The 17,483-nt window shown below is 63.4% G+C and carries 19 protein-coding genes; 3 read left to right on the top strand and 16 right to left on the bottom strand.

Annotation, left to right across the window (positions count from 1 at the left end; genetic code table 11):
* Positions 1 to 98 precede the first annotated feature (98 nt).
* From WF331_RS00240 to ccoN (WF331_RS00180), 13 genes are all read right to left on the bottom strand, one after another.
* Entirely contained in the window at positions 99 to 782 is a 684-nt protein-coding gene (locus tag WF331_RS00240; RefSeq protein WP_284359553.1) for a sulfite exporter TauE/SafE family protein, read from the bottom strand.
* A complete protein-coding gene (gene ccoS, locus WF331_RS00235) occupies positions 775 to 990 on the bottom strand; it encodes a cbb3-type cytochrome oxidase assembly protein CcoS (protein ID WP_016498640.1) in 216 nt (71 codons plus the stop codon). The genes WF331_RS00240 and ccoS overlap by 8 nt, the downstream gene beginning before the upstream one ends.
* Positions 969 to 3,443: a heavy metal translocating P-type ATPase gene (locus WF331_RS00230; protein ID WP_340622552.1), complete on the bottom strand. Its 2,475-nt coding sequence runs from the start codon at positions 3,441 to 3,443 to the stop codon at positions 969 to 971. Before WF331_RS00230 ends, ccoS begins: the two co-directional genes overlap by 22 nt.
* Positions 3,444 to 3,581: 138 nt before the next feature.
* Entirely contained in the window at positions 3,582 to 4,112 is a 531-nt protein-coding gene (locus tag WF331_RS00225) for a FixH family protein (RefSeq protein WP_340622551.1), read from the bottom strand.
* Between the two features lie 15 nt (positions 4,113 to 4,127).
* Complete coding sequence (gene ccoG / locus WF331_RS00220) at positions 4,128 to 5,543, bottom strand: cytochrome c oxidase accessory protein CcoG (RefSeq protein WP_016498643.1); 1,416 nt, start codon at positions 5,541 to 5,543, stop codon at positions 4,128 to 4,130.
* A gap of 317 nt (positions 5,544 to 5,860) precedes the next feature.
* The gene (ccoP, locus tag WF331_RS00215; RefSeq protein ID WP_016498644.1) at positions 5,861 to 6,841 is read right to left on the bottom strand and encodes a cytochrome-c oxidase, cbb3-type subunit III; all 981 of its coding nucleotides are present in this window, start codon (positions 6,839 to 6,841) and stop codon (positions 5,861 to 5,863) included.
* Entirely contained in the window at positions 6,838 to 7,029 is a 192-nt protein-coding gene (locus WF331_RS00210) for a CcoQ/FixQ family Cbb3-type cytochrome c oxidase assembly chaperone (protein WP_024718181.1), read from the bottom strand. The genes ccoP (WF331_RS00215) and WF331_RS00210 overlap by 4 nt, the downstream gene beginning before the upstream one ends.
* Before the next feature lie 5 nt (positions 7,030 to 7,034).
* Positions 7,035 to 7,643, bottom strand: a complete 609-nt coding sequence (gene ccoO / locus WF331_RS00205; RefSeq protein ID WP_016488340.1) for a cytochrome-c oxidase, cbb3-type subunit II — start codon at positions 7,641 to 7,643, stop codon at positions 7,035 to 7,037.
* The gene (gene ccoN, locus WF331_RS00200) at positions 7,643 to 9,085 is read right to left on the bottom strand and encodes a cytochrome-c oxidase, cbb3-type subunit I (protein ID WP_016498645.1); all 1,443 of its coding nucleotides are present in this window, start codon (positions 9,083 to 9,085) and stop codon (positions 7,643 to 7,645) included. The genes ccoO (WF331_RS00205) and ccoN (WF331_RS00200) overlap by 1 nt, the downstream gene beginning before the upstream one ends.
* 676 nt (positions 9,086 to 9,761) lie before the next feature.
* Positions 9,762 to 10,703 carry a cytochrome-c oxidase, cbb3-type subunit III gene (ccoP, locus tag WF331_RS00195; protein WP_340622550.1) on the bottom strand — a complete coding sequence of 314 codons (942 nt, stop codon included), beginning with the start codon at positions 10,701 to 10,703 and terminating at the stop codon, positions 9,762 to 9,764.
* Positions 10,700 to 10,903: a cbb3-type cytochrome oxidase subunit 3 gene (locus WF331_RS00190; protein ID WP_016498647.1), complete on the bottom strand. Its 204-nt coding sequence runs from the start codon at positions 10,901 to 10,903 to the stop codon at positions 10,700 to 10,702. The genes ccoP (WF331_RS00195) and WF331_RS00190 overlap by 4 nt, the downstream gene beginning before the upstream one ends.
* 5 nt (positions 10,904 to 10,908) lie before the next feature.
* The gene (gene ccoO / locus WF331_RS00185; RefSeq protein ID WP_016498648.1) at positions 10,909 to 11,517 is read right to left on the bottom strand and encodes a cytochrome-c oxidase, cbb3-type subunit II; all 609 of its coding nucleotides are present in this window, start codon (positions 11,515 to 11,517) and stop codon (positions 10,909 to 10,911) included.
* A 13-nt stretch (positions 11,518 to 11,530) separates the two neighbouring features.
* Positions 11,531 to 12,955, bottom strand: a complete 1,425-nt coding sequence (gene ccoN / locus WF331_RS00180; protein WP_016498649.1) for a cytochrome-c oxidase, cbb3-type subunit I — start codon at positions 12,953 to 12,955, stop codon at positions 11,531 to 11,533.
* A 50-nt stretch (positions 12,956 to 13,005) separates the two neighbouring features.
* Here ccoN (WF331_RS00180) and WF331_RS00175 point away from each other — a divergent pair, with 50 nt between their 5' ends.
* Positions 13,006 to 13,698, top strand: coding sequence for an alpha/beta family hydrolase (locus WF331_RS00175; RefSeq protein WP_041167653.1), 693 nt, complete (start codon positions 13,006 to 13,008; stop codon positions 13,696 to 13,698).
* Between the two features lie 114 nt (positions 13,699 to 13,812).
* Here WF331_RS00175 and ppnP read toward each other — a convergent pair whose 3' ends face one another.
* Both ppnP and WF331_RS00165 read right to left on the bottom strand, forming a co-directional pair.
* On the bottom strand, positions 13,813 to 14,097 hold the full coding sequence (gene ppnP / locus WF331_RS00170) for a pyrimidine/purine nucleoside phosphorylase (protein ID WP_016498651.1): 285 nt from the start codon (positions 14,095 to 14,097) through the stop codon (positions 13,813 to 13,815).
* 73 nt (positions 14,098 to 14,170) lie between these two features.
* Positions 14,171 to 14,722: an exonuclease domain-containing protein gene (locus WF331_RS00165; protein WP_016498652.1), complete on the bottom strand. Its 552-nt coding sequence runs from the start codon at positions 14,720 to 14,722 to the stop codon at positions 14,171 to 14,173.
* Positions 14,723 to 14,893: 171 nt separating this feature from the next.
* Between WF331_RS00165 and WF331_RS00160 the strand changes: the two genes are divergently transcribed.
* Together WF331_RS00160 and WF331_RS00155 are read left to right on the top strand one after the other, a co-directional pair.
* Positions 14,894 to 15,694 carry a substrate-binding periplasmic protein gene (locus tag WF331_RS00160; protein WP_016498653.1) on the top strand — a complete coding sequence of 267 codons (801 nt, stop codon included), beginning with the start codon at positions 14,894 to 14,896 and terminating at the stop codon, positions 15,692 to 15,694.
* A gap of 63 nt (positions 15,695 to 15,757) precedes the next feature.
* The gene (locus WF331_RS00155) at positions 15,758 to 16,771 is read left to right on the top strand and encodes a GNAT family N-acetyltransferase (RefSeq protein ID WP_340622549.1); all 1,014 of its coding nucleotides are present in this window, start codon (positions 15,758 to 15,760) and stop codon (positions 16,769 to 16,771) included.
* Between the two features lie 53 nt (positions 16,772 to 16,824).
* Here the strand turns inward: WF331_RS00155 and WF331_RS00150 are convergent, their stop codons facing one another.
* Entirely contained in the window at positions 16,825 to 17,355 is a 531-nt protein-coding gene (locus WF331_RS00150) for an RNA polymerase factor sigma-70 (RefSeq protein ID WP_016498655.1), read from the bottom strand.
* Positions 17,356 to 17,483 lie beyond the last annotated feature (128 nt).

Raw genomic sequence — 17,483 nt, 5'->3', positions numbered from 1 at the left:
GTCCCCGGAAAGAGCAGCAGTGTTCCGGAGTCTATGGCTGTCTGTAGGGATGGGTGTTGATTTGCATCAAGGGCATTGGGGCCGCAGAACGGCCCCCGTCAATGCCCCATCAACCAGTGCTGGTGTGGGCCCGGCATGGTCCAGATACCGAATAGCATCACCAGCACACCGCCCGCCACCCGCACACTCCGTCGCCGCAACAGGGTGTTTACCCGTTCGGCCGCCAGCCCGGTGGCCAGCAATACCGGCCAGGTTCCAAGCCCGAACGCGAGCATCAACGCCGCGCTGTACCCGGCGTTGCCTTGGCTGGCTGCCCAAAGCAGGGTGCTGTACACCAACCCGCAGGGCAGCCAGCCCCACAGGGCGCCCAGCAGCAATGCCCGGGGCAGGCTGGACACCGGCAGCAAGCGCGACGCCAGCGGCTGAATATGCCGCCACAGCCCGCGCCCCAAGGCTTCGATACGGGTCAGGCCGCTCCACCAGCCGGCCAGGTACAGCCCCATGGCGATCAACAGCAGTGCAGCCACCACCCGCAGCGCCAATGCTGCCGGGCTGCTGGCCACGGCCCAGCCGGCCAGGCCCAGCAACAGGCCGGCGCTGGCATAACTGAGAATGCGCCCAAGGTTGTACGCCAGCAGCAGGCGCAAGCGCCGGCCGCGCTGCTCTGGCGGGATGGCCAGGGTCAGCGCGCCCATCAGGCCCCCGCACATGCCCAGGCAGTGGCCGCCGCCAAGCAGGCCAAGGACCAGTGCCGAGCCAAGCAGGGGAAGCAGGTCAGGCACGGGGTGGTGGTTCCTTGTCGGCGTCGGCCGGGGTGTCGTCAGGCTTCACCGCAGCCTGGTGGCGCGGGTCCTGGTCGTCGAACAGAATGCTGTGGGCCGGGCCTTCGAGGTCGTCGTACTGGCCGCTGTCCACCGCCCAGAAGAAGATGTACACGGCCACGCCGACCAGCAGCAGGGCTGCGGGGATCATGACATAGAGGGCGGGCATGGCGACTTCCTCCCGGGCAAGGGTGCTTCGGTTTTCGGCAAGCCCGATACCAGCGGCATGCGGGTCAGGCGCAGGGCATTGAGCACCACGATCAGCGAGCTGACCGACATGCCGATGGCGGCCCACACCGGGGTGATCCAGCCGAGCGCGGCAAACGGCAACATCAGGCCATTATACAGGGTGGCCCACAGCAGGTTCTCGAGGATGTTGCGGCGGGTGCGGCGGGCCAGGTCGAAGGCCTGCACCAGGGCTTGCAAGCGGTTGGACAGCAGCACGGCGTCGGCGCTGGTCTTGGCAAGGTCGGTGGCGCTGCCCATGGCGATGCTGATGTCGGCGGCGGCCAGCACTGGCACGTCGTTGACCCCGTCGCCGAGCATCAGCACCTTGCGCCCGGCCGCCTGCAGCGCCTTCAGCCGGTCCAGCTTGTCGTCCGGGCGCAGGCCACCAATGGCCTGGTCGATGCCCAGTTGCGCGGCCACTTCGGCGACCATCGGCGAACTGTCGCCCGACAGCAGCAGCGTGCGCCAGCCTCGCGCCTTGCAGGCGGCGAGCAGGGCCGGGGCGTCCTCGCGCAGGCTGTCGTCCAGGCCAAACCAGCCCAGCGGCCCCTGGCGGTCACCCAGTAGCAGCCACTGGCCGCGGGGCTCCGGCACGCCGGGGATTTCCGCACCGCTCAGGGCGCAGACGAAGGTGGCCTGGCCGATACGCAGGCGTTGGCCGTCGACCAGTCCTTCCAGGCCCAGGCCTGGCACGGTCTGTACATCGTCGGCGGGTATCGCGTTACGGCCGAATGCGCGGGCGATGGGGTGTTCGGAGCGGTTTTCCAGGGCGGCGGCCAGAGCCAGGCAGCGGTCAGCGGGTACGCTGCCGAGCGGGCGGATGCTGCGCAAAGTCAGGCGGCCTTCGGTCAGTGTGCCGGTTTTGTCGAAGATTACCGTGTCGATCTGGTTAAGGCCTTCGAGGACATGGCCACGGGTTATCAGCAGGCCCAGCTTGTGCAGGGTGCCGGTGGCGGCAGTGAGTGCCGTAGGCGTGGCCAGGGACAGCGCGCAGGGGCAGGTGGCTACCAGCATGGCCAGCACGATCCAGAACGCCCGTGCAGGGTCCAGGTACCACCACCACAGGCCGATGGCCACGGCAGCCACCAGCGAGAACAGCAGAAACCACTGCGAGGCCCGGTCGGCGATTTCGGCCAGGCGCGGTTTTTCGGTTTGGGCGCGTTCCAGCAGGCGGACGATGGCCGAGAGCCGCGAATCGTGGCCGAGGGCTTCGACTTCCACGTTCAGGGTGCTTTCGACATTCAGCGTACCGCCGGTGACGCGCTCGCCCACGCGGCGCGGTTGCGGCAGGTATTCGCCGGTCAGCAGCGACTCGTCGATGCTGGAGCGGCCTTCGACGATGCGCCCGTCGGCGGGGATAACCGCGCCGGGCAGCACCTGCACCGTGTCACCGCAGTGCAGCTCGCTGAGCAGAATGCGCTCGCTGCGGCCGAGGGCGTCCAGGCGCAGGCACGAGGCCGGCAGCAGGTTGACCAGCTGCGCGGTGGCCGCAGCCGTGCGTTCGCGGGCACGGCGCTCCAGGTAGCGGCCGGTGAGCAGGAACAGGGCGAACATGCCCACGGTGTCGAAATACAGCTCACCGCTGCCGGTGATCGCGGTCCAGATGCCGGCGCCGAAAGCCAGGGCGATGGCCAGCGACACCGAAACGTCCATGGTCAGGTGGCGTGTGCGCAGGTCGCGTGCTGCGCCTTTGAAGAACGGCGCGCAGCTGTAGAAGACGATGGGGATGGTCAGGAACAGGGCCACCCAGCGCAGGATGGTGTGCAGTTCGGGTGACAGGTCGATGTTGAATTCCGGCCAGGTGGCCATGGTCGCCATCATCGCCTGGAACCACAGCAGCCCGGCCACGCCCAGGCGGCGCAAAGCGCTACGGTTCTCTTGGGCCAGTTGCTCGGCGGCCTTGTCGGGCTGGTAGGGGTGGGCGGCGTAACCGATCTGGCGCAACTCGGCGAGCAGGTGTGACAGCGGCAGTTGCTTGTCGTCCCAGCTCAGCAGCAGGCGGTGGTTGGACAGGTTAAGGCGCGCCTCGGCGACGCCGGGCAGGTTGCGCAGGTGCTTCTCGATCAGCCAGCCGCAGGCGGCGCAGCTGATGCCTTCGACCAGCAGGGTAGTTTCGGCCAGCTCGCCCTGGTGGCGGACGAAGGTTTGCTGCACGTCGCTGCGGTCGTACAGGGCCAGTTCGTCTTGCAACTGCCTGGGCAGGGCCTCGGGGTTGGCGCTGTTGTCACTGCGGTGCTGGTAGTAGTGCTCCAGGCCACCGGCGACGATCGACTCGGCCACCGCCTGGCAGCCGGGGCAGCAGAACTGCCGGGGCTCGCCGAGGACCACGGCGGTAAAGCGGCTGCCGGCGGGGACGGGCAGGGCGCAGTGGTAGCAGGGGGTGGGCTGGGTCATAAGGTAAGCACGACTGCTCAGGCAGATATGAAACCCTGTGGGAGCGGGCGTGCCCGCGAAAGCGTCAGGCCTGAAACACCTTTGGCTGAGCTACCGCATTCGCGGGCATGCCCGCTCCCACAGGGATTTGCGATGTTGCTACTGCTGGTGCTCGGCACCTTGCAGGGCTTCGTCACCCAGCTGCAAGGTCACACCATGCTCCACTTTTTCCTCTTCGAACAAGCGCCACACCTGGCCACCTTCACTGCCCAGCAGCTCGACAAAGCGGCGCCCGTCGACCTTGTCCTCCAGCTGCCCCACATAGCGCCCCGCGTCGACCCTGGTGAGCAGTACCTTGCGGTCCTTCTCCGGCTGGGTGGGCGAAATCAGGTTCAGCTCCAGGTTTTGCGGGCCACTGTTGCCGGTCAGGCGCAGGTCCACTTCGCCGGTCAACTCGTCCAGGTGCACGGTGGCCTTCAGGCTCAGTTGCTGCGCCAGCAGTTCGCGGTCCAGCGAACGGTTGATGCCTTTGCCGGCCTCGTAGTAGTTGTCGTTCACCAGGTTGTCCGGGTTGCGCACGGCAATGCTGACCATGGTCAGGCTCAGGCACACCGAGGTGGTGAGGATGCCGATGATGATCCAGGGCCAGAGGTGCTTGTACCAAGGGCTGGCGGCGGTAGCGGCAGGCATTGTGCGTTATCTCTCTCAGCGGATCTGTGGGCCGATGAAGCGGCTCTTGGCTTCAACCTGGGCGTCGCTGTCGTCGGCGCTCTTGAGGGTGAAGGTGATTTCGTTGGTGGTAGATGGCAGTTTCTCGGGCGCGACCGACAGCTGCACCGGCAGGCTGACGATATCACCGGCAGCCACGCGGATCTCGCGCTGGCCTTCAAGCTTGAGGTCCGGCAGGCCGGCAGCGTCCAGTACGTAGACGTGGTCGCGCTGGTCCTTGTTCATCACTTTCAGGCTGTACACGTTTTCGATCCGGCCCTGGGCGTTCTCGCGGTACAGCACGCGGTCCTTGCTGACGTCGAAGCCAACCAGCGAGCGGGTGGCGAAGGCAGTCGCAAGGCCAATGATCATCACCAGCAGCACTGCGGCATAGCCGATCAGGCGTGGGCGCAGCATGTGGGTTTTTTGCCCGGACAGGTTGTGTTCGGTGGTGTAGCTGATCAGCCCCTTGGGGTAGTTCATCTTGTCCATGATGCTGTCGCAGGCATCGATGCAAGCGGCGCAACCGATGCACTCGATCTGCAGGCCGTCACGGATGTCGATGCCGGTGGGGCAGACTTGAACGCACATTGTGCAGTCGATGCAGTCGCCCAGGCCTTGGGCCTTGTAGTCGGTGTCTTTTTTACGTGGCCCGCGGGTTTCGCCACGACGCGGGTCGTAGGACACGATCAGCGTGTCCTTGTCGAACATCACGCTCTGGAAGCGTGCATAGGGGCACATGTACACGCACACCTGCTCGCGCAGCCAGCCGGCGTTGCCGTAGGTGGCGAGGGTGAAGAAGCCGACCCAGAAGTACGCCCAGCCATCGGCCTGACCGGTGAAGAATTCGATGACCAGCTCGCGGATGGGCGAGAAATAGCCGACAAAGGTCATGCCGGTGACAAAGCCGATCAGCAGCCACAGGCTGTGCTTGGCAAACTTGCGCAGGAACTTGTTGCTGCTCATGGGGGCTTTGTCGAGCTTCATGCGCTGGTTGCGGTCGCCTTCCGTGACCTTTTCGCACCACATGAAAATCCACGTCCACACGCTTTGCGGGCAGGTGTAGCCGCACCATACGCGGCCTGCGTACACGGTGACGAAGAACAGGCCGAAGGCGGCAACGATCAGGATGCCCGACAGCAGGATGAAGTCCTGCGGCCAGATGGTGGCGCCGAAGATGTAGAACTTGCGCTCGGGCAGGTTCCACCATACGGCCTGGTGGCCGCCCCAGTTCAGCCACACGGTGCCGAAGTACAGCAAAAACAGCACCGCACCGCCGACCATGCGCAGGCGACGGAACAGGCCGGTGAAGGCGCGGGTGTAGATTTTTTCCCGGGAGGCGTAGAGGTCGACGGAATCCTTCCCTTTGCTGGCAGGCGGGGTCACATCATGTACCGGAATTTGCTTGCTCATCATCAAGTCCCACGGCAGTGGAGAAACGCCGCGGCCAGTGCGTGCCGGCCGCAGTCTCGCGCAATCTGCTAGCGCTCTGCGGTCCATGATACGCCGCTGATGGCAGTATGGGGCCGCACTGCGACCTTTAGTCGCGTTGGGTTCGTGGTATGAATCGTGTTATGGCGGGTGTCAATTGATCCAGGTCATCAGCCTGCCAGAAATGCACTGACTGTAGCGGCCTCTCGCGGGCTTGCCCGCTCCCACATGAGCTGCACCGACCTCAAGATGGTGAGCAACTGGGGGAGCGGGCAAGCCCGCGAAGAGGCCAGGCCTGCTTACTCGGCCTTGGCCTGCGCCTGGTCCCGTTGCGACAGGCTGTAAACATAAGCCGCCAGCAGGTGCACTTTGTCATTACCCTGCAACTGTTCCTGGGCGGGCATCTGGCCTTGGCGACCATAGCGAATGGTCTGCTGCAGCTGGGCAAAGCTCGAACCGTAGATGAACGCCTGTGGGTGGGTCAGGTTCGGTGCACCCATGGCTGGGGTACCTTTGCCTTCTGGCCCGTGGCAGGCCACGCAGTTGGCGGCGAAGATCTTCTGGCCGTTCTCGGCGTCGGCCTTCGCGCCCTCAGGCAGGGTGCGGCCATCGAGCTTGCTGACCACGAATGCAGCTACGTCGGCCACGCCCTGATCACCGATCACTTCGGCCCAGGCCGGCATTACGCCGTGGCGGCCGCCCATGATGGTGGTCTTGATGGTTTCCGGCTCGCCGCCCCAGCGCCAGTCGTTGTCGGTCAGGTTGGGGAAGCCGAAGGCGCCCTTGGCGTCGGAACCGTGGCATACCGAGCAGTTGGAAGCGAACAGCCGCGCGCCCATTTTCAGTGCCTGCGGGTCCTTGGCCACCTCTTCGATGGGCATGGCGGCGAACTTGGCGAAGATCGGCCCGAAGCGGGCGTCGGCCTTGGCCATTTCCTTTTCCCACTCGTGCACGCCGGTCCAGCCTGGCTGGCCGTTGGAAAACTCGGTCTGCTTGTCGTTATCCAGGTACGAGTAGCCCGGCAGGATGCCTTTCCAGTTGCCTAGGCCCGGGTACAGCACCAGGTAGCCGAGGGCGAAGATGATGGTGCCGACGAACAGCCAGAACCACCATTTTGGCAGCGGGTTGTCGTATTCCTCGATGCCATCGAAGGCATGCCCGACGGTTTCGTCGGTGACCTCTTCACGCTGGCCCTTGCGGGTCGACAGCAGCAGCCAGGTCAACGAGAAGATGGTGCCCAGGGTCAGGACGGTAACGTACAGACTCCAGAAGGTTGTCATTGTTTTTTGCTCCCAGAAGCTTTTGCTTGCTCGACGTGCCGGGTGGCCTCGGGGTCATCCGCGAAGGGCAGTTGGGTCGCTTCGTCGAAGTCCTTTTTACGCCGTGGGTTGAACACCCACAGCGCCAGGCCCACGAAGGCCACCATCACCACGACGGTGCCCAGGCCGCGAATCATCCCGATATCCATCAGCGTCACCGTTTGCTCTTGATGATGGTGCCAAGACCCTGCAGGTACGCGACGATGGCGTCCATTTCGGTCTTGCCCTTGACCGCGTCACGCGCGCCGGCAATGTCGGCATCGGTGTACGGGGTACCGAGTGTGCGCAGCACCTCCAGCTTCTTCGCGGTGTCCTTGCCATCGAGCTTGTTCTCGACCAGCCACGGGTAGGACGGCATCTTCGATTCCGGCACCACGTTGCGCGGGTTGTACAAGTGCGCACGGTGCCAGTCATCGGAGTAGCGGCCGCCAACGCGGGCCAGGTCCGGCCCGGTACGCTTGGAGCCCCACAGGAACGGGTGGTCCCACACGCTCTCACCGGCCACCGAGTAGTGGCCGTAGCGCTCGGTTTCGGCGCGGAACGGGCGGATCATCTGCGAATGGCAGCCTACGCAGCCCTCGCGGATGTAGATATCACGGCCTTCCACCTCCAACGCGGTGCGCGGCTTCATGCCTTCGACCGGCTTGTTGGTGACGTCCTGGAAAAACAGCGGGACGATCTGGGTCAGGCCACCGACGCTGACGGCGATGACCATGAAGAAGGCCAGCAGGCCTATGTTCTTCTCGACGGCTTCATGCTTCATCAGTGCGCTCCCACAACGACGATCTTGGCGGCTTCCTCAGCCTGTGCCGGGTTGGCGGCACGTACGGTACGGAACACGTTGTAGGCCATCAGCAGCATGCCGCTGGCGAAGAACGCACCGCCCAGGGCGCGGACGATATAGCCAGGGTGGCTGGCCTGCAGGGCTTCGACGAAGGAGTAGGTGAGGGTGCCGTCATCGTTGATGGCGCGCCACATCAGGCCTTGGGTAATGCCGTTGACCCACATCGAGGCGATGTACAGCACGGTGCCGATGGTGGCCAGCCAGAAGTGCGCGTTGATCAGGCCGATGCTGTGCATCTGCTCGCGGCCGTAGAGTTTCGGGATCATGTGGTACACGGCGCCGATCGAGATCATTGCCACCCAGCCGAGCGCGCCGGCGTGTACGTGGCCGATGGTCCAGTCGGTGTAGTGCGACAGGGAGTTCACGGTCTTGATGGCCATCATCGGGCCTTCGAAGGTGGACATGCCGTAGAACGCCAGCGAAACGACCAAAAAGCGCAGGATCGGGTCGGTGCGCAGTTTGTGCCAGGCACCGGACAGGGTCATCATGCCGTTGATCATGCCGCCCCAGCTGGGTGCCAGCAGGATGATCGACATCACCATGCCCAGCGACTGCGCCCAGTCGGGCAGTGCGGTGTAGTGCAGGTGGTGCGGGCCTGCCCAGATGTACAGGGTGATCAGCGCCCAGAAGTGCACGATGGACAGGCGATACGAGTAGATCGGCCGCTCGGCCTGCTTGGGCACGAAGTAGTACATCATCCCCAAGAAGCCGGTGGTGAGGAAGAAGCCCACGGCGTTGTGGCCGTACCACCACTGGATCATCGCGTCGGTGGCACCGGCGTAGGCCGAGTACGACTTGAACAGGCTGACCGGCAGCGAGATGTGGTTGACGATGTGCAGCATCGCGGTGACCACGATGAAGGCCCCGTAGAACCAGTTGCCGACATAGATGTGCTTGGTCTTGCGCTTGACGATGGTGCCGAAGAACACCAGCCCGTAGGTGACCCACACGATGGCCAGCAGGATCGCCAGCGGCCATTCGAGCTCGGCGTATTCCTTGGTGGTGGTGTAGCCCATCGGCAGGGTGATCAGCGCGCCGAGGATCACCGCCTGCCAACCCCAGAAGGTGAAGGCGGCCATGCTGTCGGAGATCAGCCGGGTCTGGCAGGTGCGCTGCACCACGTAGTAGCTGGTGCCGAACAGCGCACAGCCCCCGAAGGCGAAGATCACCAGGTTGGTGTGCAGCGGGCGCAGGCGGCCGAAGCTGGTCCAGGGCAGGTCCAGGTTCAGTTGCGGCCATACCAGCTGCGAGGCGATGAAGACGCCGAGGCCCATGCCAAGGATCCCCCAGACCACCGTCATGATGGCGAACTGGCGGACGACCTTATAGTTATAAGCAGTCGGACTGATTGCTGTGCTCATTCTAAGGTTCCACGGTTTTAATGTTCTTGTTGGTCGAAAAATCGGCGCCAGTATTGATAACCAGCAAGGCTACTGCAACGCAACTTTGGTACGCCGACCCGTGTCCGGGCCCGTTCACTGATGTCCCGCAGTGATCGGGTCTGGACGATTGTACACAAATAAATATTTGTAATGTGTACCGTTTTTCACCTTTTTCTGATCGATCGGTCAAGCTTTTTTTGGGGCGGCGACAGGCTATGCGCCGCGTCTGCTTCAGTCCTTTCGGAGCGAAGTCCACTGAGGCAACAAGCTTAGTTGTGTTCGGAGGGGGTGCAAGGGAGGGGGCGGGGCGGCGATGGGGGGTATGGTTTGAGGGGGATGGTGGGGCGGGGGTGTAAGGTTTGATGGTTATGGTGGGGCGGGGGTGTAAGGTTTGATGGTTATGGTGGGGCGGATATCGAGCGCCGCCCGCGCGACGCAAGGCCGCTCCCACATTTGTTTCAGGCCAATTATTCCTGTGGCGTTTGCGCGCGAACGCCTTGGCGCATGACTCGATATCGCGTCGTACAAACAAGGCGGTCGCGCGCCCCTGGCACAGGAGGGACTGGCCCGAACCAAATGTGGGAGCGGCCTTGCGTCGCGATGCGCCGCGCGGGCGGCGCTCGATCTCACATACGCCGAATTTCTCCCGGCGAACTCACTGGGCAGTCACCGTTTCAGCAGCGCTATCTTGCGACAGGCTATACACATAAGCCGCCAGCAGGTGCACCTTGTCGTTGCCCTGGATATCGGCCTGCGCCGGCATCTGCCCTTGGCGACCATAACGAATGGTCTGCTGCAGCTGGGCAAAGCTCGATCCGTAGATGAACGCCTGCGGGTGGGTCAGGTCGGGTGCGCCCATGGCAGGGGTACCCTTGCCTTCAGGCCCGTGGCAAGCCACGCAGTTGGCAGCGAAGATCTCCTTGCCCTTGACCACGTCGGCCTTGTTCCCTTCAGGCAGGCTGCGGCCGTCAAGGTTGGTCAGCACGAATGCGGCCACATCGGCCACGCCCTGATCACCGATCACCTCGGCCCACGCTGGCATCACGCCATGACGGCCATTCATGATCGAAGCCTTGATGGTTTCTGCTTCGCCGCCCCAGCGCCAATCCTTGTCGGTGAGGTTGGGGAAGCCGAAGGCACCCTTGGCGTCCGAGCCGTGGCACACCGAGCAGTTGGAGGCAAACAGGCGGCCGCCCATTTTCAGCGCCTGCGGGTCCTTGGCCACTTCTTCTACGGGCATGGCGGCGTATTTGGCGAAGATCGGGCCGAACCTGGCGTCAGCCTTGTCCATTTCCTTTTGCCATTCGTTGACGCCGGTCCAGCCATTTTCATAGCCCGGCAGGATGCCTTTCCAGTTGCCCAGGCCCGGGTAGAGGATGAGGTAGCCGACCGAGAACACCAAGGTGCCGACGAACAGCCAGAACCACCACTTGGGCAGCGGGTTGTCGTACTCCTCGATGCCGTCGAAGCTGTGGCCCATGGTCTGGTCGGTGGTGTTCTTGCTCTCGCCCTTGCGGGTGGCGAGCAGCAGCCAGGTCAGGCCGATCAGGCTACCGATGGTCAGTACGCTGATGTACGTACTCCAGAAGGTGGTCATTGCCCGTTACTCCTTGCAGCAGTCGTGGCAGCAGGTTCCTGCCCGCTAGTGGGCAGGTGGTCGTCGACGAAGGGCAGCAGGCGCGCTTCGGCGAAATCACGGTCGCGGCGGCGGTTGAATACCCACAGGGAGAGGCCGATAAAGGCGATCATTACCACCAGGGTGCCCAGGCCGCGGATCATGCCGATGTCCATTTCCATCGCACTCACCTCTTGTTCTTGATCGCGGTGCCGAGCACCTGCAGGTAGGCGACCAGTGCATCCATCTCGGTCTTGCCCTTGACCGCGTCGCGGGCGCCGGCAATGTCGTCGTCGGAATACGGCACGCCCAGGGTGCGCAAGGTGCGCATCTTGACGTCGGTGTGGCTGTTGTCGACCTGCTGGGCGACCAGCCACGGGTACGACGGCATCTTCGACTCCGGCACCACGTTGCGCGGGTTGTACAGGTGCGCGCGGTGCCAGTCGTCCGAGTAACGGCCGCCAACACGGGCCAGGTCCGGCCCGGTGCGCTTGGAGCCCCACAGGAACGGGTGGTCCCACACGCTCTCGCCGGCCACCGAGTAGTGGCCGTAGCGCTCGGTTTCGGCGCGGAACGGGCGGATCATCTGCGAGTGGCAGCCCACGCAACCTTCGCGGATGTAGATATCGCGGCCTTCCAGTTGCAGCGCGGTGTAGGGTTTCATGCCTTCCACCGGCTTGTTGGTGACGTCCTGGAAGAACAGCGGGACGATCTGGGTCAGGCCGCCGATACTGACGGCGAACACCATCAGCAGGGCCATCAGGCCGACGTTTTTCTCGATGACTTCATGTTTCATCAGGCGTTTCTCCTCAAGCCAACTGGGCGTTCGCAGGGGCGACGTCAAGCGCTGGCGAACGCACGGTGCGCCAGGTGTTCCAGGCCATCAGGAACATGCCGCTGAGGAAGATCGCGCCGCCGACGAAGCGCACGACAAAGCCTGGGTGGCTGGCCACCAGGGTTTCCACGAACGAATAGGTGAGCGTGCCGTCGCTGTTGACTGCGCGCCACATCAGGCCCTGGGCGATGCCGTTGACCCACATCGAGGCGATGTAAAGCACGGTGCCGATGGTGGCCAGCCAGAAGTGCGCGTTGATCAGGCCAAGGCTGTACATGCGTTCCTTGCCGAACACTTTCGGGATGGTGTGGTACAGCGCACCGATCGAGATCATTGCCACCCAGCCGAGGGCGCCGGCATGCACGTGGCCGATGGTCCAGTCGGTGTAGTGGGACAGGGCGTTGACCGTCTTGATGGCCATCATCGGCCCTTCGAAGGTGGACATGCCGTAGAACGCCAGCGATACCACCAGGAAGCGCAGGATCGGGTCGCTGCGCAATTTGTGCCAGGCGCCCGACAGGGTCATCATGCCGTTGATCATGCCGCCCCAGCTCGGTGCCAGCAGGATCAGCGACATCACCATGCCCAGCGACTGCGCCCAGTCGGGCAGGGCGGTGTAGTGCAGGTGGTGCGGGCCGGCCCAGATGTACAGGGTGATCAGCGCCCAGAAGTGCACGATCGACAGGCGATAGGAATACACCGGGCGTTCGGCCTGCTTGGGCACGTAGTAGTACATCATCCCCAGGAAGCCCGCAGTCAGGAAGAAGCCTACTGCGTTGTGGCCGTACCACCACTGCACCATGGCATCGGTGGCGCCAGCGTACACCGAGTACGACTTGGTCAGGCTGACCGGCAGTTCCAGGTTGTTGACGATATGCAGCAGCGCCACGGTGAGGATGAAGGCACCGAAGAACCAGTTACCCACGTAGATGTGCTTGGTGTTGCGCTTCATCAGCGTGCCGAAGAACACGATGGCGTAGCCCACCCAGACGATGGTGATCAGGATATCGATCGGCCATTCCAGTTCGGCGTATTCCTTGGAGCTGGTGTAGCCCAGTGGCAGGCTGATGGCCGCCAGCAGGATCACCAGTTGCCAGCCCCAGAAGGTGAACGCGGCCAGGCGCGGTGCAAACAGGGTGGTCTGGCAGGTGCGTTGCACCGAATAATAGGAGGTGGCGAACAGCGCGCAGCCGCCGAAAGCGAAGATCACCGCATTGGTATGCAGGGGGCGCAGGCGGCCAAAGCTGGTCCAGGGGAGGTCGAAGTTGAGGGAAGGCCAGGCGAGCTGGGCGGCGATGAAGACGCCGAGCCCCATCCCGACGATTCCCCACACCACCGTCATGATGGCGAATTGGCGGACCACCTTGTAGTTATAGGCGGTACTGCTGGTTGTGTTCATGTATGGGTTCCCATCCACGGTTATTTGGCAGGCTTTACAGCGAGGCAAGCATGATTAATGGGCAAAGTGCCGGTATTGACGGGGATCAATGGGCGAAGGTCGGAAATGTCCCAGGCTTGCGCTGCGATCCACCACAAGCGCAGGGCAAGGACGGCTACAAGGGCTGCCTGATCCTGGCCCACGGCGCAGGTGCGCCGATGGACAGCGGGTTCATGGACGAAATGGCGCAAAGGCTTGCGGCGCTTGGGGTGGCGGTAGTGCGCTTCGAGTTCCCGTACATGGCCGAGCGCAGGGTTACCGGCGGCAAACGGCCGCCGAACCCGCAGAAAGTGCTGCTGGAATGCTGGCGCGAGGTGTACCGGCAGGTGCGACCTTTGGTCGCGGGCAAGCTGGCCGTGGGTGGCAAGTCCATGGGCGGGCGCATGGCGAGCCTGTTGGCCGACGAACTGGACGCGGATGCGCTGGTGTGCCTGGGCTATCCGTTCTATGCGGTGGGTAAACCCGAGAAGCCACGTGTGGAGCACCTGGCCGGGCTGAAAACCCCGACATTGATCGTGCAGGGCGAACGGGATGCGCTGGGTAACCGCGAGGCGGTGGCGGGGTATGCGTTGTCGCCGGCAATCGAAGTGAGCTGGCTAGTGGCGGGGGACCATGACCTGAAGCCGTTGAAGGCCTCGGGGTTCAGCCATGAGCAGCATATGCAGTCGGCGGCGGAACGCGTTGCTGATTTCCTGAAGGATTAGTGCTGGATTCTTCGCGGGCTTGCCCGCTCCCACAAGGGCCGCATCCTTTCAAAGATCGGCGCAGAACCCTGTGGGAGCGGGCATGCCCGCGAAGAGGCCGGCACAGGCTGATGCTTAGTCGCGGTACTCGCACAGGTAAGCGGTATCCACCTTCACCTGCAGCTGGAACTTGCTGTTGGCGGCAACATTGAACTTGTCGCCCGCATTGAAGGTTTCCCAGTTGTCGCTGCCTGGCAGCTTCACGGTCAGCGCGCCCGATACCACGTGCATGATCTCGCGCTTGGCAGTGCCGAACTCGTATTCGCCCGGGGCCATGACGCCGACAGTAGCCGGGCCTTCTTCGCCCGCGAATGCGATCGACTTGACGGTGCCGTTGAAGTACTCGTTGACCTGGAACATGGGCGACTCCTGAAAAGGGGGATGAAAAAGGGCTGGCCAGTATGCCCAAGCCCACAGGCCTCGTCATCTGCTTTCAGGGGCTGCTGGCGGGTAGGGTCAACGGTAAAAGCCGCGCCGTGTTGCGCGCATCTTCAAGGGCCCGGTGCTGCTGCCCGCAAAAGTGCATGCCGGCCAGGTGCAGTGCACCGTTCAGGCCTGTGGGGCGCTGCAGGTGGCGGGCCTTGGCAAAGCGTTGCTTGAGGTTGATGTGCGGCAAGGTCCGTAGCAGGCTGTCGAGCCCGTGAAGCTGCCATTCCTGGTGCAGTTGCTGGCGGTCGTAGTCGCCCCAGCTGACCCAGGCCTGAAGCTGCTCACGGTGGGGCCCGAGCCAGCGCTCGAAGCTTGCCCACACATCGCGAAACGGCGCAGCGCTGTCCACATCGGCCTGGCTTATGTGCGTCAGTTCGCGGCAAAAAGGGGTCAGCTGTGGCCGCCGCCGTGGCCGCACGAAACACTGAAAGTGGTCGACCTCGCGGCCTTCGCGGGTAACCAGGCTGGCGCCGATTTCAATGACTTCCATTTCTGTTACCGGCCACCCACCCTCGTCGGTGGTGGCTTCCAGGTCGATCACCAACCAATGGCCCATACCAGGCTCCCTTGCAGATCCTGCTAGAGCGTAGCCAAACTCCGCGCATACGGCACCCCCTGGCATATTGCCGCCTGCTTTGTCACAAAGAGCGCGCACCAGCAGTTGTGCCGCTTCCGGAAAACGCCTAGCTTAAGCGGACCCAGGCATGAACCGTGATGAGCGTCCGTCTTGACTCCAGCACCCGGCCCCAAGGCCTTGTCCACCCTGATGTTGCTGGCCGTGTATTGGCTGGCGGTGCCGGCATGGGCTGCCGACGCCGTCGAGGTGAAGATTGGCGCGGCGCATTTCCCGCCCTACACGGTGCGCCCTGAACAGGGGGCCGACACCGGCCTGTTGCCGCAACTGGTCGACGCGCTCAACCGCTTGCAGCAGGGTTATCACTTCGTCCTGGTGCCCACTTCCATCCAGCGGCGTTTTGGTGACTTCCAGCAAGGCCGCACCGACATGGCGATTTTCGAGAACCCACAATGGGGCTGGGAGCAGATTGCCCACCAGACCGTCGACATGGGCCTGGAGGATGCCGAAGTGTTCGTTGCCCGCCAGGCCAATGGCAGCGACCCGCATTACTTCGACGACCTGAGTGACAAACGCCTGGCATTGTTCAACGGCTACCACTACGCGTTCGCCCGCTTCAACTCCGACCCCGACTACCTGCGCGAAGCCTACAACGCGACCCTGACCTACTCCCACGACAGCAACCTGCTGATGGTGCAGGCCGGCCGCGCCGATATCGCCCTGGTCACGCGCTCCTACCTCAGTGATTTCCTGGCGCGCAACCCGGCCAGCAGGGCGCAGCTGGTGCCTTCGCAGCGCATCGACCAGGTCTATCACCACTACGCCTTGCTGCGCCCGGGTGCCCCTATCGGCGAGCAGTCATTTGCCGGCCTGCTGCGTGACCTGCGTGACAGCGGTGAACTGGCACGGATCTTCGAGCCCTACCGAATTACCGTCTCGGTCCCCCAGGACTAAATTCACGCACTGCGGCAACGTTCTCAACAGTGAGCCTTTTCTTCATTTTCGTGAGTCCAGCCCATGCCGTTTGATGCCGCTTCGCAGCCCCAGTCACCGCCACGCTGGCGCAGCCTCAGTGCCGAGGAGGGTGACAGCTGGCTAAGCCTCACCCTCGAAGGCCGCCCACTGATCCAGGTGCGCCTGGAGGCGGGCGCTACCTTGCACGTCCACCTCGAGCGCGCCTGCGATGAGCGCCCCTATCAAGCCTTGTGGGCTGCCTGCTACTGGCTGCTGTCCCGCGATACGGGCTGCCAGCGCCTGGTCTGGCACTTGCCCGAGGTACAGCCCCAGGCACTGGCCAGTGGCTTGCTGCTGGTGGCTGAGCAAGCTGGCCAGTACCTGTGCGAGCGGGCGCTGTTCTGGCAACTGCCACAGCCATGGCTGGGTGATGCGCTGGCCTCGGTGTACCCGCAGCAGATGCAAATCAGCAACGGCAAGCGTCACCCGCGCCGCGCGCCCAAGCCCCGCGGTGAGGTGTACCGGCGCTTCGATGCGCGCCTGGGTAGCTGGGTGTCGCTGCGCACGCTGGAGATCGAGCACGACCTGGAGCGTTTCAACCGCTGGCAGAACAACCCGCGGGTGGATGCGTTCTGGCAGGAGGGCGGCACGCTGGCGCAGCACCGCGAGTACCTGGGCAAGCTGGAGGCCGACCCGCATACCCTGACACTGATCGGCTGCTTTGATGATGAGCCGTTTGCCTACTTCGAGGCGTACTGGGCGAAGGAAGATCGCATTGCGGCGTTCTACGCGGCCGATGACTACGACCGCGGCATCCACATGCTGGTAGGGGAGGAGAACCATCGCGGGCCGCCCAAGGTGGCCAGCTGGCTATCGGCGCTGGTGCACTACCTGTTTCTGGATGACCCGCGTACCCAGCGGGTGGTGGCTGAGCCACGTGCCGACAACGGCAAGATGATCGGCTACATGCACGACCAGTGCTTCCATTGCGACAAGGAATTCGACTTCCCGCACAAGCGTGCGGCGCTGATGATTCTGGGGCGGGAACGGTTCTTCGATCGCTGCAAGCTGGCTTGATATCGAGTTTGCTTCTTCGCGGGCATGCCCGCGAAGAAGCAAACCCTGTGTGATCAGGCCTGCCGATTGGCGGTCTTGCGGCAATGCACCAGCGCATCGCGGATCATGAAGTTGACCAGTGTCGGCGACACCCCCAGCTCCTTGGCAATGTCCTTCTGCGGTACGCCATGCAGGCGGTACATCTCGAACGCATAGCGGGTACGCTGCGGCAGTTCGTTCAGCGCCTCGGCAATGTCGTCCAGCGCTGCGAGGTTGATGTGGGTCGCTTCGGGCGAGGCGTTCTGGAGGACCACGTTCAGGCCTTCCTCCTCGCTGCCGGAGTACTTCAGCTCCATCGCCTGCTTACGGTAGTGGTCAATCGCCAGGTTGCGCACAATCTGGAACAGGTAGCTGAGCTGCGCCTTGAACGACGAGGTGATCTGCGGGGCAGCGTTGAGCCGGAAAAAGGCATCCTGCACCACATCTTCGGCGCGCGAGCGGCAACCGGTGATGCGGGCGGCGATCTTGACCAGGATGCTGCGATTGTCGACGAAGGCCTGCAGTAATGGTGAATCGCACTTACTTGTGGATAGTTGTTCCGCCATGGAAATCACCTTGTCACAGAGGGGAAAGGAGGCCCCCAAGGCTGGGAAGCTTCCTACGACGTGCGACAAGCTATTCAGAATGATAATGATTGTCAAATACGAAACGTAATTAGTATCTGTATCTTTCA

It is taken from the genome of Pseudomonas sp. YNh, from assembly GCF_037993085.1.
Classification (GTDB): Bacteria; Pseudomonadota; Gammaproteobacteria; order Pseudomonadales; family Pseudomonadaceae; genus Aquipseudomonas; species Aquipseudomonas putida.
The sequence above is the reverse complement of the archived record's forward strand: the minus strand, read 5'-3'. Positions and strand labels throughout refer to the sequence as shown.

Coding starts and splice junctions, on each gene's coding strand:
- ccoS (WP_016498640.1), bottom strand. CDS start 990: ATGCCCGCCCTCTATGTCATGATCCCCGCAGCCCTGCTGCTGGTCGGC.
- WF331_RS00230 (WP_340622552.1), bottom strand. CDS start 3,443: ATGACCCAGCCCACCCCCTGCTACCACTGCGCCCTGCCCGTCCCCGCC.
- WF331_RS00225 (WP_340622551.1), bottom strand. CDS start 4,112: ATGCCTGCCGCTACCGCCGCCAGCCCTTGGTACAAGCACCTCTGGCCC.
- ccoG (WP_016498643.1), bottom strand. CDS start 5,543: ATGAGCAAGCAAATTCCGGTACATGATGTGACCCCGCCTGCCAGCAAA.
- ccoP (WP_016498644.1), bottom strand. CDS start 6,841: ATGACAACCTTCTGGAGTCTGTACGTTACCGTCCTGACCCTGGGCACC.
- WF331_RS00210 (WP_024718181.1), bottom strand. CDS start 7,029: ATGGATATCGGGATGATTCGCGGCCTGGGCACCGTCGTGGTGATGGTG.
- ccoO (WP_016488340.1), bottom strand. CDS start 7,643: ATGAAGCATGAAGCCGTCGAGAAGAACATAGGCCTGCTGGCCTTCTTC.
- ccoN (WP_016498645.1), bottom strand. CDS start 9,085: ATGAGCACAGCAATCAGTCCGACTGCTTATAACTATAAGGTCGTCCGC.
- ccoP (WP_340622550.1), bottom strand. CDS start 10,703: ATGACCACCTTCTGGAGTACGTACATCAGCGTACTGACCATCGGTAGC.
- WF331_RS00190 (WP_016498647.1), bottom strand. CDS start 10,903: ATGGAAATGGACATCGGCATGATCCGCGGCCTGGGCACCCTGGTGGTA.
- ccoO (WP_016498648.1), bottom strand. CDS start 11,517: ATGAAACATGAAGTCATCGAGAAAAACGTCGGCCTGATGGCCCTGCTG.
- ccoN (WP_016498649.1), bottom strand. CDS start 12,955: ATGAACACAACCAGCAGTACCGCCTATAACTACAAGGTGGTCCGCCAA.
- WF331_RS00175 (WP_041167653.1), top strand. CDS start 13,006: ATGATTAATGGGCAAAGTGCCGGTATTGACGGGGATCAATGGGCGAAG.
- ppnP (WP_016498651.1), bottom strand. CDS start 14,097: ATGTTCCAGGTCAACGAGTACTTCAACGGCACCGTCAAGTCGATCGCA.
- WF331_RS00165 (WP_016498652.1), bottom strand. CDS start 14,722: ATGGGCCATTGGTTGGTGATCGACCTGGAAGCCACCACCGACGAGGGT.
- WF331_RS00155 (WP_340622549.1), top strand. CDS start 15,758: ATGCCGTTTGATGCCGCTTCGCAGCCCCAGTCACCGCCACGCTGGCGC.
- WF331_RS00150 (WP_016498655.1), bottom strand. CDS start 17,355: ATGGCGGAACAACTATCCACAAGTAAGTGCGATTCACCATTACTGCAG.